Here is a 22,658-nt window from a genome sequence, read left to right as displayed (position 1 = left end):
GCTCCGCGATTGCCCGCTGCCCTATCGCAAATCGGGGGTGTGGTCAAACAGCCGCTGGTGGGCGCGCAGTGCATAACTGTCGGTCATGCCGGCCAGATAGTCGCCCACATGCCTGGCTTTTGCGGCCACGCTCATGCCGGAAATGCTGTCCACCCAGTAGTGGCTCTGCATTTCCGCCGGCGTTTCCATATAACGGTGGAAAAGATCGGTGACAATCTGTGTCGCGCCGGCGCGGATGCGCATGATTTCCGGGTGCCGGTAGATATGGCCGAACAGCAGTTTCTTGATCTGCCGGTCGGTCTCGGCCATCTCCGGCGAGAAGCTCGCGACGGTGAAATCGGCGGCGCGGATATCGGCCGCGCTTCGTGGTTTCAGGCGGGCAAGATTCTGCTGCGCAACGCCGATCACGTCCTCGACCATATGGGTGATCTGGCGGCGCATGATCTCATTGGCAAAACGCTCCTTGTCGAGCACGGGATATTTCGTCCGCACCTGCGCCATCAGTCCGCTGAGGAATGGCACCTCCTCCAGCATCTCGAAGGTGAGATAACCGGCGCGCAATCCGTCGTCGATATCATGGGTGTTGTAAGCGATGTCATCGGCAATCGCCGCTACCTGCGCCTCGAGACTGGCATAGCTGCCGATTTCCAGATCCTGCTGCTCGCAATATTCGAGGATGGGCAGCGGAACCGGCCCCTTGATCCCCTCGCCCTTCGCATTCACCAGCGGACCGTTGTGTTTGACGAGACCTTCCAGCGTCTCCCAGGTGAGGTTGATACCGTCATATTCGGCATAACGGCGCTCCAGCTTGGTGACGATGCGCAGCGACTGGGCGTTATGATCGAAGCCGCCATAGGGCAGCAGCACCGCATCCAGCGCGTCTTCGCCGGTATGGCCGAAGGGCGTGTGGCCGAAATCATGCACCAGCGCCACGCCCTCAGCCAGATCCTCATCCAGCTTCAGCGCACGGGCGAGCGCACGGGCGATCTGCGCCACCTCGATGGTGTGGGTAAGCCGCGTGCGATAGTGGTCGCCGTCAGGGCTGATGAAGACCTGGGTCTTGTGCTTCAGGCGACGGAAGGCTGTCGTGTGGACAATGCGGTCGCGGTCGCGCTGGAATTCGGAACGCGTCAGGCTTCCCTCTTCGGGAAAAAGACGCCCGCGCGTGGTCCATGGATCCGAGGCGAAAACCGCCCTCTCACCGCTTCCGAAACCCAATGCGCGCTGGTCTATGATCATGCATCCACCTGTTGTCTTCGCCGCCATGACCTAGACTGTGACTTCCTTTTCACCTCGGCCATTGACCTTTTCATTTACCCTTCATACCTATCGCAGAGGTCGGCGCAAAGCATCATCGCCGCGTTGACCGCCTTCACACAGGCTATAGACCGTTAATTTGACCGGTTTATAATGGTGACAACGAGATTATTGCTCTCCGGTTCTTGACCCCGGCAGGAGGAACGACATGGAAAACAGCGACATTACCCTTTCGGAAGCCGCAGCGAAGCGAATCGCCCAGATCGTCGCAGCGGATGCGGGCAAACAGGCGCTGCGCGTCTCGGTGGAAGGCGGCGGCTGCTCGGGCTTCTCCTACAAGTTCGATCTGGCCGAAGACAAAACCGATGACGACATCGTGATCGCCCGCGGCGACGCCAAAGTGCTGATCGACAGCATGTCGGTCATCTATATGGCCGGCTCCGAAATCGACTTCGTCGACAATCTGCTCGGCCAGTCCTTCCAGATCAAGAACCCCAATGCCGTGGCAAGCTGCGGCTGCGGCACCAGCTTCTCGATCTGACGATATCTATCCACCACATCCTCGCCACCGTTTTTCAAAAACGGTGGCATTCGCTTTTCCATCGGGTAAAAGTACCTCCACAAAAGGGAAACTCCGATGAAGATTGCCACCTGGAACATCAATGGCGTCAAGGCGCGTATCGAAAACCTCTGCCAGTGGCTGAAGGACTCCTCGCCCGACATCGTCTGCCTTCAGGAAATCAAGTCGGTAGACGAGGGTTTTCCCCGCCTTGAGATCGAGGCGCTCGGTTATCACATCGAAACCCACGGCCAGAAGGGTTTTAACGGTGTCGCCCTGCTCTCGAAGGTCAAGCCCGACGAGGTCAATCGCGGCCTGCCGGGTGACGATGCCGATGAACAGGCGCGTTTCATCGAAGGCGTGTTTTCCGTCGAGGGTGGCGCGATCCGCGTTTGCTCGCTTTACCTGCCGAACGGCAATCCGCCGGACGATCCGGTGAAATATCCCTACAAGCTTGCCTGGATGGAACGGCTGCAGCGCTTTGCCGAAGATCGCCTCGCGCTCGAGGAGCCGCTGATCCTGGCGGGCGACTATAATGTCATTCCCGAACCCTTCGATTGCCACGACCCCCGTGTCTGGGAGGGCGACGCCCTGTTCCTGCCGAAAACACGCGCAGCCTTCCGCAAGCTGGAGAATCTGGGTTTCACCGACGCCGCGCGGGCGACGACGGATGAAGCAGGACTTTATTCCTTCTGGGATTATCAGGCTGGCGCATGGCCAAAAAACAACGGCATCCGCATCGATCATCTGATGCTGTCAGCCGAAGCCGCAGACAGGCTGGAGTCCGTCAGCATCGAAAAACATGTGCGGGCCTGGGAAAAACCGTCCGACCATGTGCCGGTCTGCGGTTATTTCGCTTTCAATCCGGTCGGCTGACCGGCCCCTTCAGGCGCAAAAAACCGCCCTGATCGCCATTCTCAATCCGGATCGCTAAACTGCATGTTCTGTGCGAGTGCGATTGCCGCGCGGCGATCCTTCTCACCGGCGAGCGAAAAAGCCTGCTCCTGCAGGTTCTGTATCCAGATACAGTCCGCCGCCGCGCATTTGTCGAGCGCAGCCGTCATGAAGGCCAGCCCCCGCGTCGTCTGGCCTTCCTGGAAGATCAGGTTGCCGAAGATCGACATGGCGCCCGCATGGCCATGCTTGCGGGCCTGATTGAGCCACTTCTTGGCCTGCTGCACGTCGGCGCGACCGCCCTCACCGGCTAGAATCATCTCCGCCAGACGGAACTGCGCCTCCGCGACGCCAAAGGTGGAGGCAACCTGGAAATAAAGCTGGCGGGCCTGCGACAGGTCCATCTTCACCGGGCTGCCGGGAATGCCGTGACGGTAATAATCGGCAAGGGAAAGCAGCGCATTGACAAAAAAGCCGGTATCTTCCGAACCAGGCTCAACGCCCTGGCTGGCGATTTCGCTGTAGATCTTGAAAGCTTCGAAGTCGTTCTTGGCAACGCCGTCGCCATAGGCATACATATTGGCAAGCGCCCAGCGAGAGCCGGTATGGCCTTTTTCAGCCGCATAGCGATAGGCCTCGACGGCTTCGCCCTTGTTGCCGTTCTTGTAGGCCTTGAAGCCGAACTTGAACAGGTCGAAGGGGCCGGATTCCTTGGTCACGCCCGCATTGATGTCAAAAGCCGCAGCAGGCATTGCGAGCGACGCAAGCAACATGCCCATGAGGAGCGGCTTTAAAACGTTGGCTTCACATTTCAGCATTTCAGCGAACTTCTCTCACTCTTCCCGGCATATAGCCAATACTTGCGGAATACTGCAAAGCCGAACTCCACCGGGTCGCGATTTTTCGAACACACTGCGTCTTTCCGGCAGCACTTTACAGCGCACCACCGGTGGTCATTTGCAGCAACTGCCCTAATTTTCCAGTGAGACAGATATAGGCATAATTTCCGGCAATATAACGGCATTTCGCCGTCCACCGGTCAGACCTGAACAAGAATGCCGGATGTAATTCCCGTATTACTTGCTTAAACCCTGAATCCAAACCCGTTTTCACTTTCCGGCCTTGCGCATCACCACATCAAACGCCTGCATGTTCTTCCATTCCCGCGTCCCTAAACATAAGCCAAGCACCCTGTTTGTGGCGGGAAATGGACAAATATGCTCACATTCCAACGCAACCACACGCTTGCAGAAAAGTGTTGCCAAATCGTCACAAAACTTTCGGCCTAGAAAATTTTATCGAGCAGGAATCATAGTCGCGAATGAAAAAAGGCCCGGTTGGTAAACCGGACCTTTATTTTAGCATCTGCAAAAATATGGGATCAGAACTTGACCTTCACGCCGGTCGAGATCGCCGCCACGACATCGCTGCCGAAGCTATAGCCCGCCTCGTCGCCGCAGGTTGCGGTGCCGACGTTGCTGCAGCGGCCGCCGCTGATCGAGGATTCACCCGAGGTCAGCAGGCCGACAGCGCCGGCGATCTTGAACTCGACGTTCGGCGTGGGCGAATAAACGAGCTGGGTGCCGACCATCCAGGTATCAGTCTGCGTGCCAATAACCGTCGATGTGCCGCGATCCCAGGTCAGGCTGACGGCGCCGCTCCACTGATCGTTGAACTTGTGGCCGATACCGCCGGTAACCGTCCAGCCGTCACGATAATAGAGATCGAGCGTGGTGAGCGAGGTGACGCCCGCAATACAGGACGGGACACCGACCTGACAGAAAGGCACGACCTGAATCTGGCTCCAGTCCGTCCACTTGACCGAACCGAAAGCGAGCCAGTTCGGCGCAATACCGGACTGCACCTTGAGTTCCAGGCTGTCAGGCATGGAAACCGAGCCGTAAACCGGGGTAACCTTGCCGCCGTAAGCGATGAGAGCCGGGCTGCCGGCTGCCGGAAGGCTTCTGAGGTCGACCGTACCGTTCAGATCGTGATCGACCGCGCTGTTATAAACGAGGCTCGTGCGGAAAGCGATTTCCGGTATCTCATAGGCGATACCTGCGCGCCATCCCCAACCGTCGCCTTCCATATCGAGCTTGCCGACACCGGAATAAAGGGAAGGATAAGCCGGACCAAGCGCCGTCGGGGAAACCACCTGACGGTATTTATAACCGCTGACTTCCTGATAGAAGCCGCCGCCGATGATCGAGAAATCGCCCTTGCCGAGATCGAACTTCACGCGGCATGTGGTGGCGTAGTTATGCGACTTGACCTTGGTTTCGATATTGTAGCTCGACCCCTGCCAGATGCCGGGATTCAAATCCGCGCCCCAGGGCTGCGAATAGTCGAACATGCAGTCGCCGAAATCGCCGATGGCAGCCTTGGCGCCAACGCGCGTCGACCAATAGTTTTCAGAATCGTCGGCGGTGGTCGACCAGGAACCGGGCAGCGGACCGCCGCTTTTCAGCGGATTGTCGCGCGCATTCTCCACCTTGCGCTGTGGCGCGACGAAGGTTGCGGAACTGTCGAGAACATAATCGGACGGATCGAACAGCAGATCGATATTATAGCCGCCGCGCTCAAGGCCACTCGCCAGTGAAGGCGTTACCGCCGCGATGCTGACTGCGAAACATACCGCGCCGCGAAAAATTGCAGTTTTTGCCATCTCTCTCCCCAATCAAGGCAATGTGATCATCAAAAGAGTGAAGCGCTTCGCGGCAAATGACAATCTGCCGCACTCTGGCACAGTTCTGCGACACTTCTCCATTTTTTACGTAAGAATTTCATGTCGATCCCCTTGCATAATCATTTTAGGTTATTTTTCTAATTCAATTGAAGCAATCAGACATAAAATGAAACAAATTCCCACTTGAGACAGGAATTGTCGCCAAATAACCACACTCGCGCGTTTCCCGAAGAAATGCGCTTATCAGGCCGTTTTCGTTGGATTTTCTGGCTGTTTCAAAGGTTTTGGGGCGGGCATGGCCTGAAATAATCGCTCTTTCGAACCCGCGTGATTCGTCGTTGCGGCGCAGCAATCAACCGGGGCGAATTGTTCCGCCAAAACAAAAAAACGCCCCCGTTTCTAGGAGGCGTTTTGTATTCGTAAATGACGGAGGCAGCTATTATCCGGCTTCGCTGACCCGTGTAAGCGCCGTTCTCAAGCTTGCAAGCTGCACTTCCAGCTCCGCCTTGCGCTCACGCTCGGCGGCCACGACTTCCGGATCGGCATTGGCCACGAACTTCTCGTTCGACAGCTTCTTGTCGATACGTTCCATTTCCGCATCCACCTTGCCGATCACCTTTTCGAGCCGGGCCTGTTCAGCCGCGAGATCGACGAGGTTGCCGAGCGGCAGGCAGACCGTGGCCTCACCGACGATGATCTGGGCCGAACCCTTCGGTGCGACATCGGCAGCGCGGATTTCATCCGCCCGCGCCAGGCGCCGGATGGCAGCGGCATGGCGGTCGAGCCGCGCTTCCGTGGAGGTATTGGCACCGACGACCACCAGCGAGGCGGTAGCGCCCGGCGGCACGTTCATCTCCGCGCGCGCGGAGCGAATGCCGGAGACGAGATCGATCAGCCAGTTGATTTCGGCGGCTGCCGCATCATCGCGGAATTCCGGCTCCGGCCAGTCGGTGAGGCAGAGCAGATCGTCGCGCTCCTCGCCCTCGCCAGCCGTATGTGCCCAAAGCTCTTCCGTCATGAAGGGCATGAAGGGATGCAGGAGCTTGTAAATCTCCTCCAGAACATAGGCCGCACAGGCCTGCGATTCCCTCTTCGCCTTTTCGTCCTCGCCGCCGAAGACGGGCTTCAGCAATTCCAGATACCAGTCGCAGAACTGGTTCCAGACGAAACGGTAGAGAATTCCGGAGGCGTCGTTGAAACGGAAGTTCTCAAGCGCCGCCGTCACGTCGCGCGCCGTATTGGCAAGCTCGGTCAGGATCCAGCGGTTGATGGTCAGCGATGCGGTCTCGGACAGGAAATGCGGATCGCGCTTCACGCCGTTCATCTCGGCAAAACGGGTCGCATTCCAGAGTTTAGTGCCGAAATTGCGATAACCGGCGATACGCGCCGGGTCGAGCTTCACGTCGCGCCCCTGCGCCGCCATGATGGCGAGCGTGAAACGCAGCGCATCCGCACCATATTCGTCGATCAGTTCCAGCGGATCGATGACGTTGCCCTTGGACTTCGACATCTTCTGACCGTTCTTGTCACGAACCAGCGCGTGGATATAGACCGTGCTGAAGGGTTCGACCGGATTGCCGGCATCGTCCTTCATGAAATGGAGACCCATCTGCATCATGCGGACAACCCAGAAGGGGATGATGTCAAAACCGGTGACCAGCACATTGGTCGGATAATAACGCGCCAGTTCCGGCGTCTGCTCGGGCCAGCCAAGGGTCGAGAACGGCCAGAGCGCCGACGAGAACCAGGTGTCGAGCACGTCTTCGTCGCGCGTTAGGATTTCGCCCGGTGCGAAGTTCTCGAGCTTCTCCTCGACCCAGGCCTTCCACGGGCCTTCATGGGCGATGTAGTGCTGAATAGCCGCCTGAAGCGCCTCTTCCTCGGTTTTCTCAACGAAGACCTGCCCGTCCGGCCCGTACCATGCCGGAATCTGGTGGCCCCACCACAATTGCCGCGAGATACACCAGGGCTGGATGTTTTCCATCCACTGGAAGTAGGTGTTTTCCCAGTTCTTCGGCACGAAATTGGTGCGGCCTTCACGAACCGACGCAATCGCCGGCTGGGCCAGCGTCTTGTTATCCACCCACCATTGGTCGGTCAGCCGCGGCTCGATCGGCACGCCGCCACGGTCGCCATGCGGCACGACATGCTTGTGCGGCTCGATCTTGTCGAGCAGACCGGCTTCCTCGAAGATTTCGACGATGATCTTGCGCGCAGTAAAGCGATCCTGCCCTTCCAGACGATCCCATGCGCCATGCAGCGCCGCGGGATGACTGAGGCCTTCGAGGAAATCCTCGTTCTCCTTGATGGAGATGGTGCCGTCGATATTCATGACGTTGATGGCGCGCAGGCCGCAGCGTCTGCCGACTTCGAAATCGTTGAAGTCATGCGCCGGCGTGATCTTGACCGCGCCTGTACCGGCCGTCGGATCGGCGTAGTCATCGGCAACGATCGGGATTTTCCGGCCAACGATCGGCAGGACGACATGCTTGCCGATGATGCCCGTGTAACGTTCATCCTTCGGGTTTACCGCAACGCCGGTATCACCCAGCATGGTCTCGGGACGCGTCGTGGCGACAACGATGTAATCGCGCGTTTCGAATTCGGTGGGCTTGCCCTCCTCGTCGAAAGCGACCGGATACTCATAGGTGACGCCCTTTTCCAGCGGATAACGGAAGTGCCAAAGGTTACCCTTCACCTCGATCTGCTCGACTTCCATGTCGGAAATCGCAGTCTGCAGCTTCGGGTCCCAGTTGACGAGGCGCTTGTCCTTGTAGATCAGGCCCTGCTTGTAGAGTGTGACGAAAACTTCGAGAACGGCTTCGGAGAGGCCTTCATCCATGGTGAAGCGTTCCCGCGACCAGTCACAGGACGCGCCGAGACGTTTCAGCTGGTTGAAGATGAGGCCACCGGACTCGGCCTTCCATTCCCACACCTTCTCCACGAAAGCCTCGCGACCCATATCGCGGCGGCCGGGAAGCTGGTTTTCCATCAGCTTGCGCTCGACGACCATCTGCGTGGCGATGCCGGCATGGTCCATGCCCGGTTGCCACAGCACGTCCTTGCCGCGCATGCGCTCGAAGCGGACCAGAATATCCTGCAGCGTGTTGTTGAGCGCGTGGCCCATATGCAGGGAGCCGGTCACATTCGGCGGCGGGATGACGATGGTGAAGGTTTCCGCACCCGGTTTGGCGTTGGCGCCGGCACGAAAAGCGTTAGCCTCGTCCCAGGCTTTGGCGATTTTCGGTTCGACGGAAGCGGAATCGTAGGTCTTTTCGAGCATTTCCTGACCTGAATTTTAGAGTTCTTGTGTGGATTTTTTAAATAAGGATGGACGGGAGAGAGTCAACAGAAACCCGCCCGCGAGCCAACCATTGAGCGGACCCACGGGTGACTATGCCCCCATAACACCTTCATCTTCAACAAAAAAGCCGCCCCTATGCCGGAGCGGCCCCTGTTTCGTCGCATCCGCCGCAATCGCTCGTGCGGCCGAAGCGGAACTTAGCGGCGCGAACCGCGCGCCACGCGCTCGATTTCCTCACGCACCAGACGCTCCACGAGCGTCGGAAGATTGTCTTCCAGCCAGTCCTGCAGCATCGGGCGCAACATTTCAGCGGCCATATCCTCGATCGAGCGACGCTCGACGCCGTCGAAAACCTGCGCAAGCTCGCTGAAGGAACGGGCGATCTGCGCGCCGGCAGCGGCGGAAAGGAGATTGAGCGACAGGCCGCCCTCACCATCCGCCACGTCTTCTGCCTGTGGCTCGGCCACATCGACTGCATGTTTCTCAACAGCAGGTTCCAGCACCGCCATATCGAAACGCTCCGCTGTCAGCGGCGTTTCGATGGCGCCGCGCAGCGATAGCTGATCGAAGCGGTTTTCGGCCGAAGGCGCGCTTTCGATGGCGGCAGCGGCGGCGCGATCCTCGGCGGCAAAAAATGCCGGCTGCTCGCTCACGCTGGATGCCGGCTGCTCGCCGACACTCGCGGCGACCGCAGCCATCAGCGGCCGAACATCCGTCGGGCGCTGTGGTGCGGCGCGTTCGGAAGACGGCGCGGACGAAGGCTGCGATAGAGCCGGCGCAGCAGCCGGCGGCGCGGTATCGGACGCGCCGCGCTGCGCCTGCGCGGCGAAAGCCTGCGGCCCCATGGCCGCGTTACGATCTGCGGCGGCACGCACACGGGCGGCAACATCGGCAAGGGACATGGTCTTTTCGGCGGCGCTTTCCTGCCTTTCAGCCATCGCCCTTTCAGAAACCGGCGAAAATTCCTGCGCAGGCCGTGCGCCGAAAGCCTGGTTTGCAGCGGGGGGAACGCGCGCCGGCGGGCTGATGGGTTCGGCCACGAAGGCCGCTTCGCTCGCAGCCTCGTCTTCATCGTCATAGACCGGCGGCAACTGCCCGGAAAACGCACCGGCAGGTCCGGTCTCGTTGCTTTCGATGATCCGGCGGATAGACGCCAGAATCTCTTCCATGGACGGTTCACGCGCTACGCTTGGCTGAGCCATATCAATCCCCGGTTTCCACTTTTCGAGCGCCCTTGCCGCATCCCTCGGACACCGGATGAGCGCTCCTTGACCTGTTCAATTTTCACATCGCGTTTTCGACAACCGAAATCGATCGTCACACCGATGCTCTGAAACATGGCCGGCCAAGCGCTTGAGCATTCGCCGTCCCTGTCGCAGGATCATGCGGGGCAGAAATACGCACACCCCGAATCACCCTTAGTTTAGGTCAGCATAGCGAGGAACTAAATCACTGATTCGACAAGTTTCGTGATGATGCACAGCTTTGTGAGAGCGGCCCGAAAGGAAGCGCTTCGCCGGCAAACCGAACATAAAAACGCCGGGGCGGAAACGTCACCCCGGCGTCAAAAAAGAGAAGATGATCCTTTGCCGATCAGAAAACGAATTCGGCCGCCTTGGCAAAACCCGGCAGCGGCTTGATCGAAGCATTGAAGAAAGCGGCTGCCGATGTGCTGTTGCCATCGCGGCGATAGACGGTAGCTTTCGCGGCGCCACCATATCCGACGACCACGACCAGACGTCCGCCGTCACGCAGCTGGTCGATCAGTGCCGCAGGCACTTCTTCCACCGAGCCATTGATGAAAATGAGGTCATAGGGCGCTTCGCCCGCATAGCCCTTTTCGAGATCGCCGGTCACGACGGCGACATTGTCATATCCGAGCGAGGCGAGCGTCTCGGTCGCCTGCGCGGCCAGCGCCTCATCGCTTTCAAGCGAAACCACCGAACCGGCAAGCTGCGAAAGGATGGCGGCCGCATAACCTGCACCGCCGCCGACTTCCAGGACGACGTCTTCCTTCGATACGGCTGAAAGCTGCAGCAGCTTCGCAAGCGGCGATGTCTTCATGACATAACGGGCCGGACGGCCATCGCGGGCGGGACAGATCTGCAGATCCTCGTCCACATAGGCAATCTGCCGCACGCCCGCCGGCACGAATGCCTCGCGCGGCACACTCAAAAACGCCTTCAGCACGGAATGCGACGTCACGTCGGTCGTGCGCAACTGGCTGTCGACCATATTGGCGCGTGCGGTTTCGAAATCCATCATATCGTCTCGCCTCAATTTCACGGATGCCGGTCGGGAAGCCTCGGCTCCAAAAGCTCAAAACGGCAGGGGCTCACCCTCGCCTTTGGATAATCTCATAATTGCCCAAGCGCACGCTTTCAAGCGCGCTGAGCAGGATGTGCGGGAAAAAGCGAAACAGTGGAGATTTTCAGAACAGCAAATCACCGCGAAGCGGGGGACAAATACCGAAACCATGGTGTTCGTGGAGTTTTTTTGGAGGCCTCGCCCGGAATTGAACCGGGGTACAAGGATTTGCAGTCCTCTGCGTCACCACTCCGCCACGAGGCCTCACACGCTCGTCAATCAAGCGATGGCGGGCATTTAGAACGAATCCATTATGGGCGCAAGAGGGTTCGTTCCGAATGTGGTGTTTTTTCGGGCCGGGCCGGCACACCACAGCAGCCGAACTCCTAAGCGCTTAAGATGCCGAAGCTTTTTGTATCCGCCGCATATTTCAGAAAAAACAACGCCCGCACCCGGCGCGTTTGCGCCGTTGCGGGCGATGCTGCATTTTTTGTGCCGAAAGATCAGATTCGCCCAAGCAGAACCAAGATCAGGACGATGACCAGAACCAGTCCGAGACCGCCTGACGGGCCGTAACCATAATTATGGTAACCCCAGCTTGGCAGTGCGCCGATGAGAAAAAGAATGAGCAGGATGACGAGGATGGTGCCGAGCATGTGTAACCCTCCACTATTGGCATATGTCCTGCGTGTTTGAATGATGAAACGCGCAAAAAGTTCCCTTGTCTCTATAGCCGGCAGCATAAGGGTGGAAAGGCATCCTCTTCCTTTTCAACGGGTTACACCGGAAATTCGGGAATGCGGCCGCGCCCGCTCCGTCTCGGGAAATAATTCTCCGCCAAATTTCGCCACAAAAGCTCCGAGGAGCTGTGGCGGGCCGGCCTCCACCGGGATTGACCAAAGCAGCGATTTATCCGAGGTAATTTCTCGGCCTATGTCTATTGGCGGTTGTCCGTCATATTAATGCCAGTCACCCGTCCCCTGAAACTGGCGGGAGACGGAGAGATCCGGCATCACTGGCAGTGCGCCGGATCTCTCCCGCCCCTCCCAACAGCCCCTCATATCCCCTTCCCCTTCGCAGGCACACGGATATTTTACCGGCTGCGTCCTGCCCTTCCCTTGCGTTGCCGGCTTCACTCCGGCTAGACCCGGACCGGGAGGAAGAAACGAGCATCATATGTCCGGTTTTGCGAACCTCATCCCGCTTTTCATCTTCGGCCTCCTCGTCTATTTTTTCTTTCGCTGGGTCGCGCGCGACATTCAGAATCCGAAGAGCAAATAGTCGGGAAAATCGTCTCCGCCCCTCTGCCCGCCGGGAACCGTCGCGCCTCGACATCGTTTTCACAGACGCACTTGGGAGGACAGGATGAAAACGCTCGTATCGTCGGCCGCTATCGCGCTTGCACTGGCGCTTGCCGGATGCACCACGGCCGGGCCGGCCGCCTATCTCGGCCCCGCGCCCTATGTCGAACCCATCCCCGGCAGCATTATCTACAGGGGCCAGCCGCGAACCAAACTGACGAAATCGCCGATCGGCAGCACCTTCACCCATGAGTTCCGCATCGACGGCAGCACAAGAGCGGTGGAAACTTACCGCATCGCGCCGGACCGCTCGCTGGAACTCATCGACCGCCGCATCATCCGCGAATGGTTGTTCGGGCGCGACGACTGACCGCACCGCGACCAGAATAAACGGGCCGCGAACGGGATTGCGCATCCTGACCGCTTGGTTTAGAGCCGGGCGCAACAACCACGATGGATAGGCGATGAATACGCGCTGGCAAAAACCCGTCCTGATCGCGTTCGAAACGCCGGGCGATTACACGAGCATCGACACCACGCAGGCCGCCTCCTGGGCGCTGATCGAGGACTGGCCGATAGAAGACGGCGATGCGCTGGACAAGGCGCTGCTGATCTGCGCCGCCGTCGATGCAGGCCGGAAAAAGCCCGAGGATGCGCGCAAGGCCTTCATCGCAGCCGCAATCGAAGCGGGCCTCGATATCAAGGCCTGACGGCGAAATAACTGGGGCCGCAGACTATAAGTGCCGCCAGCAGCGCTGCGTTTTCAAAAAGACAGGTTCGATGGATCGCAACAGATGGAAGCTTCCGGAAACATGAAAAAAGCCCTGTTCATTTTTCTCCTCTCCTGCCTGGCGATCGGCCTTCTCGGCCACCTCGTGGTCGCCTTCGTCGTCACAGGCTGAAGCGTGAAAACGCCCGCCGTCGGAACGCGGAGAGGCTGGATTTTAGAATTTGCTGAATTTCATTCTTTCGTTATGGAACCCCGATAAACTTTGACCGTTCTCTTTTCACTCAACAGGAGGAGGGTTGGAATGCGTGACGGATTGAACGGTTTTCTCGAGATTTCGATGATCGGCTTCGTGGTCGCAAGCTGCCTTTTCATGGTCAACCCGCCGATTTGACCCACCTCAAAAATCTATCTCCGACCGAACCGGCGACTTGACGTTCCGGCATAAAAAATGCGGCCTTTTGGGCCGCATTTCTGTTTCAACACATCATCACATCAGGCAGAAAGCTTGGCCGCCAGCTTGGCGACATGGGCTCCCTGATAACGAGCGGCTTCCAGCTCGATTTCGGAAGGCTGGCGCGAACCATCGCCATCGGTGATGGTGGAGGCGCCATAGGGCGAACCGCCCTTGATTTCATCAACGCCCATCTGGCCCTGGAAAGCATAGGGCAGGCCGACAACAGCCATGCCGTGGTGCAGGAAGGTGGGGATAAAGCCGAGAATGGTGGATTCCTGGCCGCCATGCTGGGTGGCGGACGACGTGAAGGCCGAGCCGACCTTGCCGACCAGCTTGCCGCCGAACCACAGGCCGCCTGTCTGGTCCCAGAAATTGCGCATCTGCGAGGCGACCGTGCCAAAACGCGTGCCGGCACCGACGATGATGGCGTCATAATCCGCCAGTTCGTCCACCGTCGCCACCGGGGCCGGCTGATCCAGCTTGAAGTGGGAGGACTTTGCAACTTCTTCCGGAACCAGTTCGGGAACGCGCTTCACCACGGCTTCCGCGCCGGTGGACTTCACGCCCTCGGCAACCGCATAAGCCATTTTCTCTATATGGCCGTAAGAGGAGTAATAAAGTACCAGAACCTTCGTCATTCTCTTCGTTTCCTTTGCTGGAACTGTTTCCGGCGTACCGGCGACAAGCTTCTTTAAAAACTCGATGATCATCGGCTTTGACCTGTAAAAAGCGTATGACAAAAAGGTAGCGGACGGATCGGTCTGCCGCCAGCCGGGGATTGGCATACGCACTGTTCACGATGAGTGAACGCTCCGAGTCATCGTCAACCAATCCCAATTTTGCGTTTCTTCAAAACCGCTTTGCATTCGCGCTGGCGCGGCGTTAACGTCGGGTGAAACAGATGACGAGCGCACCCATGTCCAACCCCTCCTCCGCCCAATCCGTCGTGACCGCCGCCATGCTCGCCATTGGCGACGAACTGCTTTCGGGCCGCACCAAGGACAAGAATATCGGCCACCTCGCGGATGTCCTCACCATGTCCGGCATCGACCTGAAGGAAGTACGCATCGTCTCCGACGAGGAGGAAGCGATCGTGGAAGCACTGAACGCACTGCGCAGCCGCTATGATTATGTCTTCACCTCGGGCGGCATCGGCCCGACCCATGACGACATCACGGCAGATGCGGTCTCTGCGGCGTTCGGCCTACCCTGCGAACACGATTCCGAGGCGCTGCGCCTGCTGGGTGACATGTATCGCATCCGCGAGATGGAGTTCACCGAGGCGAGGAAGCGCATGGCGCGCATGCCGAGAGGCGCGGCCCATATCGCCAATCCCGTTTCCGTCGCTCCCGGCTTTGTCATCGGCAATGTCTATGTCATGGCCGGCGTGCCGCAGGTGTTTCAGGCCATGCTGGACAATGTCATGCCGACGCTGCGCACCGGCGCGAAGGTCATGTCGCAGGCGGTGCGCTCGCCCTATGGCGAAGGCGATATCGGCACGCCGCTGACGGCCATCCAGAAGGCCCATCCCGAAACCAGCATCGGTTCCTATCCGAAATATGACGGGCAGCGCTTCTCAACCGAAATCGTCGTGCGCGCCCGCGACGCCGGCGTATTGAAGGCGGCAGCAGACGCGGTTGCCGCCATGATCGAAGCGATCGGCCAGGAAAAACAGCTGGCCGCAAGCAAGGGCGATGCAACCGCCTGAGGGAGAAATTTCAAAGGCGTCGAGTTGACCAAAATCAAGGTGGCCATCGGCAAAGACGGCCATTCTGCGCACAGCAACCAGATGTCACCGAGGAGAGAGAAAATGGGTTACAAGACGATACTGGCAGTGGTCGACAATGTTTCGAACACACAGAAGCTCGGCGAATTCGTGGTGAGCCTTGCCGACCAGTTTTCCTCGCATGTGATCGGCCTGCACATGGAAACGCTGGCAGCCGTTCCGCTGGTCGCGCCGATGGAAATTCCCGACCCCGCCACCGTGCAGGCGCTGCAGGACGTAGCGCACAAGGAAACCACCGATGTCGGCGCGCTTTTCGAGCGCACGCTGTCGGCCAACGGCATCTCGCATGAATGGCGCAGCTTCGTCACCTCGGTCGGCTACGCTTCCGCCTCCGCCATCGACAGCGCCCGCTGCGCCGACCTCATTATCGCGCGCCAGAGCAGCTCCTCGGCGCTATCGGACAGCCGCTCGGATATTGACGGTTTCCTTTATGAAAGCGGCCGCCCCGTTCTCCTCGTACCGCATGTGCTGACCGTTGCCAAACCGATCAAGCGCGTCCTGATTGCCTGGAACGGCTCTCGCGAGGCGACCCGCGCCACCTTCGACGCCCTGCCCTTCCTCAAAGCAGCCGAAAGCGTCGAGATTTTCTCTGTCGATCAGGCCGAGAGCGAAACGCAGTCTTCCAGCCTCGCCGGTGCAGAACTGGCCGCCACGCTCGCCCGCCACGGCGTCAACGTCACCGTGACCTCGCAGGAAAAGATCGCCGGCGTTTCGCCGCAGGCGGCCATCGAAAACCGCCTGTCCGATAACAGCATCGACCTTCTTGTCATGGGCGCTTACGGCCATTCCCGCTGGTGGGAACTGCTGTTTGGCGGCGTCACCCGCACCCTGCTCGATTCCATGACGGCGATGACGCTGCTGTCGCGTTGAAAATGGATGGGGCGCGGATACCCCCTCAATATCCGACATGAAGCGGGCGATTGCCGCTTGTTTCTTCTCCCCGCCGGGGAGAAGTCCGCGGCAGCGGGATGAGGGGGCAAGCCCTCCGCATATCTCTACCGTTGCCCCCTCATCCGGCCCTTCGGGCCACCTTCTCCCCCGTGGGGAGAAGAACCAAGCCGCAATCTCCCGCACTCACCTTTTTGCGGAACTCTTGCCTTTTTGCCGCTCTTGCGGCTATTAGCCAAAGCCATCGACAATTTTGACCAGATGGTAGACGACATGTCCCTTCCCGATAAAGCCTTTCCCGTTTCCTGGGACCAGTTTCACCGCGACGCCCGTGCGCTTGCCTGGCGTCTTGCCGGTCTTGACAAAGAGTTCCGGGCAATCGTCTGCATCACCCGCGGCGGCCTCGTTCCGGCGGCGATCATTTCGCGTGAACTGAACATCCGCATGATCGACACGGTCTGCATTGCCACCCGTCATGACTATGTCAACCAGGGCGACACGGTTCTCTTGAAGGGCGTGGCCCCCGAGCTGACGGCCGACGCCGGCGAAGGCGTGCTTGTCGTCGACGATCTGACCGATACCGGCAAGACGGCGCTTGAAGTGCGCGAGATGCTGCCAAAGGCGCATTTTGCCTGTGTTTACGCCAAGCCGAAGGGCGTGCCGACCATCGATACTTTCGTCACCGAAGTAAGCCAGGACACCTGGATCTATTTCCCCTGGGACATGGGCTTCACCTATCAGGAGCCAATCGCCAAGGGATCGCGCGGCTGATTGCTGCCTTCACGCAAAATCTGACATGAAAAACCGCCCCACCGAGGGCGGTTTTTTGTGGAGAAACGTCTTTTCTGACAGGTGCGGAAAACACGGAAAAACCGCAGTGTCGCCATTATGCCTCACCCCGGAAATGCGGGGTTTTGCCTTCCCCCTGCGGAAACCAGCCTGGCGCAAGCTTCAAACTTTCCCGCCAAGTCACTGATTTTTCTAATAGCTTTTCCTATCCCCGTTTTCCACAGGCACTCCACACAATATCTTGTGGTTAAAAATGCGTTTCAATCTATGGCTTGACGAATCTGTGCCGCGAGAGGAAAGTGACACTTATGTTGCGGCGGCAACGGACCGGAAAGTAACGAGGCCGGTTCTTCTCCATCTTCAGCGCGCATGTCCAAACGGCGTCCCGGCCATGAGGGGGCGGTTCGCCGATGGCTCTTCTGCGCCTTCGGAAACCGCCAAAAACATGAGGCGGGGACTGGCAGCAAGAATGTGTTAATACTATATATAGTAGGCTTGCAGCCATCTTAAACACGAGATACAGGGATGACATCCAAGGATGAACATCCCTATCAGATCGGCAAAACCCGGCTGCGCGAAGGCATCGCACGGCTGGAACGGATTTTTGCGCCCTTCACCGGGCGCCCAATGGACGAGGACACAAACCCATGCGCATTGAACGCCGCTTCACGAAGCCCGGCCAATCGCCTTATGCGGAAATCGACTTCCGCAAGGCCGTCAGTGAAATCAAGAACCCGGATGGATCCATCGTGTTCCGTCTGGCGGACATCGACGTTCCCGCGCAGTTCAGCCAGGTTGCGACCGACGTTCTGGCGCAGAAATATTTCCGCAAGGCCGGCGTTCCGAAGTTTCTCAAGAAGGTTGAGGAAAACGACGTTCCTTCCTTCCTGTGGCGCTCCGTTGCCGATGAAAAGGCGTTGAAGGATGTACCGGAAGCCGAACGTTACGGCTCCGAGACCGATGCGCGCCAGGTTTTCGACCGTCTGGCCGGCACCTGGGCCTATTGGGGCTGGAAGGGCAAATATTTCTCGTCCGAAGAAGATGCGCTGGCCTTCCGCGACGAGCTTGCCTATATGCTCGCCACCCAGCGTGTTGCCCCCAACTCCCCGCAATGGTTCAACACCGGCCTGCACTGGGCCTATGGCATCGATGGTCCCGGCCAGGGCCACTTCTATGTCGACCCCTTCACGGGCAAGCTGACCAAGTCCAAGTCCGCTTACGAACATCCGCAGCCGCATGCCTGCTTCATCCAGTCCGTTGAGGACGACCTCGTTAATGAAGGCGGCATCATGGACCTGTGGGTGCGTGAAGCGCGCCTGTTCAAATACGGCTCCGGCACCGGCTCCAACTTCTCCTACCTGCGCGGCGAAGGCGAAAAGCTTTCCGGCGGCGGCAAATCGTCAGGCCTGATGAGCTTCCTCAAGATCGGCGACCGCGCAGCCGGCGCCATCAAGTCCGGCGGCACGACCCGTCGTGCGGCCAAGATGGTCGTTGTCGATGCCGACCATCCCGATATCGAAGCCTATATCGACTGGAAGGTGAACGAGGAGCAGAAGGTTGCCGCTCTCGTCACCGGTTCCAAGATCGTCGCCAAGCACCTGAAGGCGATCATGAAGGCCTGCGTCAACTGCGAGGCCGGCTCTGATGCTACTCGGGGCGACTGCTTCGACCCGGCCAAGAACCCTGCCCTGAAGCGCGAAATCCGCGCTGCCAAGAAGGACATGGTGCCGGAGAACTACGTCAAGCGCGTCATCCAGTTTGCCGAGCAGGGTTACAAGGACATCCAGTTCAAGACCTATGACACGGACTGGGATTCGGAAGCATACCTCACGGTATCCGGCCAGAACTCCAACAACTCCGTCTCGCTGAAGGACGACTTCCTGCGCGCTGTCGAAAATGACGGTGACTGGAACCTGACCGCCCGCAAGGACGGCAAGGTCATGAAGACGCTGAAGGCCCGCGACCTCTGGGAAAAGATTTCCCACGCCGCCTGGGCGTCTGCCGATCCGGGCCTGCACTTCAACACGACGATGAATGACTGGCACACCTCGCCGGCAGCTGGCCCGATCCGCGCTTCCAACCCGTGCTCGGAATACATGTTCCTCGACGACACGGCCTGCAACCTTGCTTCGCTGAACCTGCTTCAGTTCAAGGATGCCAAGACGAAGCGCATCGACATCGCCGATTACGAACACGCCGTCCGCCTGTGGACCGTCGTGCTCGAAGTCTCCGTCATGATGGCGCAGTTCCCCTCGCGCCAGATCGCCGAACTTTCCTACGAATACCGCACGCTCGGCCTCGGTTACGCCAATATCGGCGGCCTCTTGATGTCCTCGGGCATTCCCTATGACAGCGCCGAGGGCCGCGCCATTGCAGGTAGCCTCACCGCCATCATGACCGGCGTATCCTATGCCACCTCGGCTGAAATGGCCGGCGAGCTTGGCCCCTTCCCGGGCTTTGCGCCGAACCGCGACAACATGCTGCGCGTCATCCGCAACCACCGCCGGGCCGCCCATGGCCTGTCGGATGGTTATGAGGGCCTGTCGGTCAATCCGGTCGCGCTCATCCATGCCGATTGCACGGATCAGGACCTGATCGCTCACGCAACGGCTGCCTGGGACAAGGCGCTGGAACTTGGCGAAAAGCACGGTTATCGCAACGCCCAGACGACCGTTATCGCGCCAACAGGCACGATCGGCCTCGTCATGGATTGCGACACGACCGGTATCGAGCCGGACTTCGCACTGGTGAAATTCAAGAAGCTTGCCGGTGGTGGTTACTTCAAGATCATCAACCGGGCTGTTCCGGAGGCGCTGCGTTCGCTCGGTTATTCCGAAAGCCAGATCGCCGAGATTGAGGCCTATGCCGTCGGCCATGGCAATCTCAACCAGGCGCCGGCCATCAACCCCTCGACGCTGAAGGCCAAGGGCTTCACCGATGAGAAGATCGAAGCCGTCAACGCCGCGCTAAAAAGCGCCTTCGACATCAAGTTCGTCTTCAACCAGTGGACGCTGGGTGCCGACTTCCTGAAGGGCACGCTGAAGGTTTCCGACGAGCAGCTCTCAGACATGAGCTTCAACCTGCTGGAGCATCTGGGCTTTGCCAAGAAGGACATCGAAGCGGCCAACGTTCACGTCTGCGGCGCGATGACGCTGGAAGGCGCACCGTTCCTCAAGAACGAGCACCTGCCCGTCTTCGATTGCGCCAATCCCTGCGGCAAGATCGGCAAGCGTTACCTCTCGGTCGAATCGCATATCCGCATGATGGCGGCGGCTCAGCCCTTCATCTCCGGCGCGATCTCCAAGACGATCAACATGCCGAACGATGCGACGGTGGAAGATTGCGGCGCAGCCTACATGCTCTCCTGGAAGCTGGCGCTGAAGGCAAACGCCCTTTACCGCGATGGCTCCAAGCTTTCCCAGCCGCTCAATGCGTCGCTGGTGGAAGACGAGGACGAAGAAGACCTGATCGAAGAGCTGATCCAGCAGCCCGCCGCACAGCAGGCCGTGACGATCACCGAAAAGATCGTTGAGCGCGTCATCGAGCGCGTCTCGCGCGAGCGTGAAAAGCTGCCGAACCGCCGTCAGGGTTACACCCAGAAGGCAACCGTCGGCGGTCACAAGGTCTATCTGCGCACCGGTGAATTCGGCGATGGCCGCATCGGCGAAATCTTCATCGACATGCACAAGGAAGGCGCCGCCTTCCGCGCGATGATGAACAACTTCGCCATCGCCATTTCGCTCGGCCTGCAATATGGCGTGCCGCTGGAAGAATATGTGGAGGCCTTCACCTTCACCAAGTTCGAACCGGCCGGCATGGTGCAGGGCAACGACGCGATCAAGAACGCCACGTCGATCCTCGACTACGTGTTCCGCGAACTCGCCGTCTCCTATCTCGGCCGCCATGATCTCGCCCATGTCGATACGTCGGATTTCTCCAACACGGCGCTCGGCAAGGGTATCCAGGAAGGCAAGACCAACCTGCTCTCCACCGGCTGGACACGCGGTTACAAGCCGACGCTGGTTTCCAGCAACGAGGGCGAACGCGCCGCTTCCGAACCCAAGGGTTCGGCAACGGCAGCCCCTGCCCGCGCCTCGGCCAACGTCACCTCCTTTGCAGGCTCTGCCGCCCGCAAGCTGGAACCGACGGTCTCCATCGCAACCTCCGAAATCGTCTCCTTCAAGCGGGACTATGAAGAGCGCGCCAAGGAACTGGCCGAAGAAATCGCCGAGGAAGTGATCGACGAGGTCGTCCAGGAAGCCCAGCAGACGGCCACCGCCCTCTTCTCCGACAAGGCCGCCGCCGACGCTGCCTCGGCCAAGACGGAAGCCAAGAAGGTGGAAAACGAACGCCGCATGCGCTCGATCGCTCAAGGGTATACGGGCAACATGTGCTCGGAATGCCAGAACTTCACGATGGTGCGGAATGGTACTTGTGAGAAGTGCGATACTTGTGGTGCGACGAGCGGTTGCAGCTGATGATCTCAAATTTGTTCAGCCCGAACAAACGAGTTTGGGCTGAACCACAGGCGGAGAATAAAGGGATAATGCGATGTCAGAGTTTAATTGGGCATGCCCTTTTTGTAACCGTCATCAAACTGTGTCGGAGAAAAAATGTCATGTGAGAGATTATGGGATCTATGTGGGGGATAACGCCGACGGTGATATTGGCGGTCGTATTTTAGCAATTGGTTGCTCAAATATTGAATGCAAGAAAGTCGAAGTTCGCTTTATATACGGAAATATTCAATACGGTAAAAATCACGATATTATAAGCATAGAAGAAATTAAGCATATTAGAGTAACCCCGGAAAGCTCGGCAAAAATCCTTCCAGATTACATCCCGGCACCGATAGCCCAAGACTATTACGAGGCATGTCGGATCGTTAACTTAAGCCCAAAAGCATCCGCAACGCTAGCCCGCCGATGTCTACAGGGAATGATTAGAAATTTTTGTTCTATATCGAAAAGCCGTCTGGTTGATGAAATTTCAGAAATTAAAAAAAGATTCGACACTGGCAACGGCGTCAAAGGCGTATCCGAAGAGAGCGTTGATGCAATTGATGCTGTGAGAAAAATTGGAAATATCGGCGCTCACATGGAGAAAGACATAAACGTTATTATTGATGTCGAACCTGAAGAAGCATCGATTCTTATCAATCTTCTCGAAAGCCTTTTTGATGAATGGTATATCGCTCGCCACAAACGGGAAGAACGCTTCGCGCAAGTGACAAGAATTGCTATGCAAAAAGAAGAGCAAAAAAGAGCGTCACTATCTACTTCCCAAGATTAATTTCATTTAAAATCTATTTACGCTTGTGCAAGGCTATTTTTCAGAAACAGGTGCCGTATTCAGCACACAAATATGGAAAGTAAAATCGATCAAACAGACTGGGCCCGCCTTCACGCCATGACCGACGAAGAAGCGGAGGCCAATGCGCTGGCCGACCCTGATAATCTACCGCTTTCTGCCGAACAACTTGCTGCGGCTCCCAGAATGCCGCGCATCAAGATCATCCGCCGGGCTCTGAAGCTGACGCAGGAAGAGTTTTCCGCGCGTTATCATATTCCGCTTGGCACCCTGCGCGATTGGGAACAGGGACGTAGCGAGCCGGACCAGCCGGCCCGCGCTTATCTCAAGGTCATCGCCGTCGACCCGGAGGGCACGGCCGCCGCGCTTCGTAGAGGCGCGGCTTGACCCGCC

General features: G+C 58.5%; 18 protein-coding genes and 1 tRNA gene. 10 read left to right on the top strand and 9 right to left on the bottom strand.

The window, feature by feature from the left end:
- Positions 1 to 21: 21 nt before the first annotated feature.
- Positions 22 to 1,239 (bottom strand): deoxyguanosinetriphosphate triphosphohydrolase, encoded by a 1,218-nt coding sequence (locus tag AGR1_RS05220; protein WP_149146359.1) that lies wholly within the window; start codon positions 1,237 to 1,239, stop codon positions 22 to 24.
- A gap of 226 nt (positions 1,240 to 1,465) precedes the next feature.
- On the opposite strand from AGR1_RS05220, the gene erpA reads away from it, so the two are divergent.
- Both erpA and xth read left to right on the top strand, forming a co-directional pair.
- Positions 1,466 to 1,798 (top strand): iron-sulfur cluster insertion protein ErpA, encoded by a 333-nt coding sequence (gene erpA / locus AGR1_RS05215; RefSeq protein WP_077982150.1) that lies wholly within the window; start codon positions 1,466 to 1,468, stop codon positions 1,796 to 1,798.
- A gap of 96 nt (positions 1,799 to 1,894) precedes the next feature.
- A complete protein-coding gene (gene xth / locus AGR1_RS05210) occupies positions 1,895 to 2,692 on the top strand; it encodes an exodeoxyribonuclease III (RefSeq protein WP_080790584.1) in 798 nt (265 codons plus the stop codon).
- Between the two features lie 41 nt (positions 2,693 to 2,733).
- On the opposite strand, the gene exoR is transcribed toward xth, so the two are convergent.
- The 7 genes from exoR to AGR1_RS05170 form a co-directional block, all read right to left on the bottom strand.
- On the bottom strand, positions 2,734 to 3,528 hold the full coding sequence (gene exoR, locus AGR1_RS05205; protein ID WP_149146358.1) for an exopolysaccharide production regulator ExoR: 795 nt from the start codon (positions 3,526 to 3,528) through the stop codon (positions 2,734 to 2,736).
- A gap of 563 nt (positions 3,529 to 4,091) precedes the next feature.
- On the bottom strand, positions 4,092 to 5,375 hold the full coding sequence (locus tag AGR1_RS05195) for an OmpP1/FadL family transporter (RefSeq protein WP_137003634.1): 1,284 nt from the start codon (positions 5,373 to 5,375) through the stop codon (positions 4,092 to 4,094).
- 460 nt (positions 5,376 to 5,835) lie between these two features.
- Entirely contained in the window at positions 5,836 to 8,679 is a 2,844-nt protein-coding gene (locus tag AGR1_RS05190) for a valine--tRNA ligase (RefSeq protein ID WP_149146357.1), read from the bottom strand.
- 218 nt (positions 8,680 to 8,897) lie between these two features.
- Positions 8,898 to 9,902, bottom strand: coding sequence for a cell division protein PopZ (gene popZ / locus AGR1_RS05185; RefSeq protein ID WP_149146356.1), 1,005 nt, complete (start codon positions 9,900 to 9,902; stop codon positions 8,898 to 8,900).
- Positions 9,903 to 10,293: 391 nt separating this feature from the next.
- Positions 10,294 to 10,965, bottom strand: a complete 672-nt coding sequence (locus AGR1_RS05180; RefSeq protein WP_077982143.1) for a protein-L-isoaspartate O-methyltransferase — start codon at positions 10,963 to 10,965, stop codon at positions 10,294 to 10,296.
- A gap of 232 nt (positions 10,966 to 11,197) precedes the next feature.
- Positions 11,198 to 11,271 (bottom strand) — tRNA-Cys (locus tag AGR1_RS05175).
- 239 nt (positions 11,272 to 11,510) lie between these two features.
- On the bottom strand, positions 11,511 to 11,663 hold the full coding sequence (locus AGR1_RS05170) for a DUF3309 family protein (RefSeq protein ID WP_003495626.1): 153 nt from the start codon (positions 11,661 to 11,663) through the stop codon (positions 11,511 to 11,513).
- A gap of 709 nt (positions 11,664 to 12,372) precedes the next feature.
- Between AGR1_RS05170 and AGR1_RS05160 the strand changes: the two genes are divergently transcribed.
- Positions 12,373 to 12,678 carry a hypothetical protein gene (locus tag AGR1_RS05160; RefSeq protein ID WP_077982113.1) on the top strand — a complete coding sequence of 102 codons (306 nt, stop codon included), beginning with the start codon at positions 12,373 to 12,375 and terminating at the stop codon, positions 12,676 to 12,678.
- Positions 12,679 to 12,772: 94 nt separating this feature from the next.
- Positions 12,773 to 13,018, top strand: coding sequence for a DUF982 domain-containing protein (locus AGR1_RS05155; RefSeq protein ID WP_003523370.1), 246 nt, complete (start codon positions 12,773 to 12,775; stop codon positions 13,016 to 13,018).
- Positions 13,019 to 13,530: 512 nt separating this feature from the next.
- Here AGR1_RS05155 and wrbA read toward each other — a convergent pair.
- The gene (gene wrbA, locus AGR1_RS05145; RefSeq protein ID WP_080792897.1) at positions 13,531 to 14,130 is read right to left on the bottom strand and encodes an NAD(P)H:quinone oxidoreductase type IV; all 600 of its coding nucleotides are present in this window, start codon (positions 14,128 to 14,130) and stop codon (positions 13,531 to 13,533) included.
- Between the two features lie 278 nt (positions 14,131 to 14,408).
- Between wrbA and AGR1_RS05140 the strand changes: the two genes are divergently transcribed.
- The 6 genes from AGR1_RS05140 (at position 14,409) to AGR1_RS05115 (ending at position 22,652) form a co-directional block, all read left to right on the top strand.
- Entirely contained in the window at positions 14,409 to 15,200 is a 792-nt protein-coding gene (locus tag AGR1_RS05140) for a competence/damage-inducible protein A (RefSeq protein ID WP_080790573.1), read from the top strand.
- Between the two features lie 102 nt (positions 15,201 to 15,302).
- On the top strand, positions 15,303 to 16,148 hold the full coding sequence (locus AGR1_RS05135; protein WP_149146355.1) for a universal stress protein: 846 nt from the start codon (positions 15,303 to 15,305) through the stop codon (positions 16,146 to 16,148).
- 291 nt (positions 16,149 to 16,439) lie between these two features.
- Positions 16,440 to 16,937, top strand: a complete 498-nt coding sequence (gene gpt / locus AGR1_RS05130) for a xanthine phosphoribosyltransferase (RefSeq protein WP_080790571.1) — start codon at positions 16,440 to 16,442, stop codon at positions 16,935 to 16,937.
- A 665-nt stretch (positions 16,938 to 17,602) separates the two neighbouring features.
- Positions 17,603 to 21,433, top strand: coding sequence for a vitamin B12-dependent ribonucleotide reductase (locus AGR1_RS05125; protein WP_149146354.1), 3,831 nt, complete (start codon positions 17,603 to 17,605; stop codon positions 21,431 to 21,433).
- Between the two features lie 73 nt (positions 21,434 to 21,506).
- Positions 21,507 to 22,247 carry a DUF4145 domain-containing protein gene (locus tag AGR1_RS05120; protein ID WP_149146353.1) on the top strand — a complete coding sequence of 247 codons (741 nt, stop codon included), beginning with the start codon at positions 21,507 to 21,509 and terminating at the stop codon, positions 22,245 to 22,247.
- A 72-nt stretch (positions 22,248 to 22,319) separates the two neighbouring features.
- Complete coding sequence (locus AGR1_RS05115; RefSeq protein ID WP_187772045.1) at positions 22,320 to 22,652, top strand: helix-turn-helix domain-containing protein; 333 nt, start codon at positions 22,320 to 22,322, stop codon at positions 22,650 to 22,652.
- Positions 22,653 to 22,658 lie beyond the last annotated feature (6 nt).

The sequence above is a fragment of the Agrobacterium sp. B1(2019) genome, assembly GCF_008274755.1.
Lineage (GTDB): Bacteria > Pseudomonadota > Alphaproteobacteria > Rhizobiales > Rhizobiaceae > Agrobacterium > Agrobacterium salinitolerans.
This window is presented reverse-complemented; position numbering and strand designations above follow the sequence as displayed.

Excerpts from the sequence above, each read along its gene's own strand:
- AGR1_RS05220 (WP_149146359.1), bottom strand. The coding sequence starts at position 1,239 with ATGATCATAGACCAGCGCGCATTGGGTTTCGGAAGCGGTGAGAGGGCG.
- erpA (WP_077982150.1), top strand. The coding sequence starts at position 1,466 with ATGGAAAACAGCGACATTACCCTTTCGGAAGCCGCAGCGAAGCGAATC.
- xth (WP_080790584.1), top strand. The coding sequence starts at position 1,895 with ATGAAGATTGCCACCTGGAACATCAATGGCGTCAAGGCGCGTATCGAA.
- exoR (WP_149146358.1), bottom strand. The coding sequence starts at position 3,528 with ATGCTGAAATGTGAAGCCAACGTTTTAAAGCCGCTCCTCATGGGCATG.
- AGR1_RS05195 (WP_137003634.1), bottom strand. The coding sequence starts at position 5,375 with ATGGCAAAAACTGCAATTTTTCGCGGCGCGGTATGTTTCGCAGTCAGC.
- AGR1_RS05190 (WP_149146357.1), bottom strand. The coding sequence starts at position 8,679 with ATGCTCGAAAAGACCTACGATTCCGCTTCCGTCGAACCGAAAATCGCC.
- popZ (WP_149146356.1), bottom strand. The coding sequence starts at position 9,902 with ATGGCTCAGCCAAGCGTAGCGCGTGAACCGTCCATGGAAGAGATTCTG.
- AGR1_RS05180 (WP_077982143.1), bottom strand. The coding sequence starts at position 10,965 with ATGATGGATTTCGAAACCGCACGCGCCAATATGGTCGACAGCCAGTTG.
- AGR1_RS05170 (WP_003495626.1), bottom strand. The coding sequence starts at position 11,663 with ATGCTCGGCACCATCCTCGTCATCCTGCTCATTCTTTTTCTCATCGGC.
- AGR1_RS05160 (WP_077982113.1), top strand. The coding sequence starts at position 12,373 with ATGAAAACGCTCGTATCGTCGGCCGCTATCGCGCTTGCACTGGCGCTT.
- AGR1_RS05155 (WP_003523370.1), top strand. The coding sequence starts at position 12,773 with ATGAATACGCGCTGGCAAAAACCCGTCCTGATCGCGTTCGAAACGCCG.
- wrbA (WP_080792897.1), bottom strand. The coding sequence starts at position 14,130 with ATGACGAAGGTTCTGGTACTTTATTACTCCTCTTACGGCCATATAGAG.
- AGR1_RS05140 (WP_080790573.1), top strand. The coding sequence starts at position 14,409 with ATGTCCAACCCCTCCTCCGCCCAATCCGTCGTGACCGCCGCCATGCTC.
- AGR1_RS05135 (WP_149146355.1), top strand. The coding sequence starts at position 15,303 with ATGGGTTACAAGACGATACTGGCAGTGGTCGACAATGTTTCGAACACA.
- gpt (WP_080790571.1), top strand. The coding sequence starts at position 16,440 with ATGTCCCTTCCCGATAAAGCCTTTCCCGTTTCCTGGGACCAGTTTCAC.
- AGR1_RS05125 (WP_149146354.1), top strand. The coding sequence starts at position 17,603 with ATGCGCATTGAACGCCGCTTCACGAAGCCCGGCCAATCGCCTTATGCG.
- AGR1_RS05120 (WP_149146353.1), top strand. The coding sequence starts at position 21,507 with ATGTCAGAGTTTAATTGGGCATGCCCTTTTTGTAACCGTCATCAAACT.
- AGR1_RS05115 (WP_187772045.1), top strand. The coding sequence starts at position 22,320 with ATGGAAAGTAAAATCGATCAAACAGACTGGGCCCGCCTTCACGCCATG.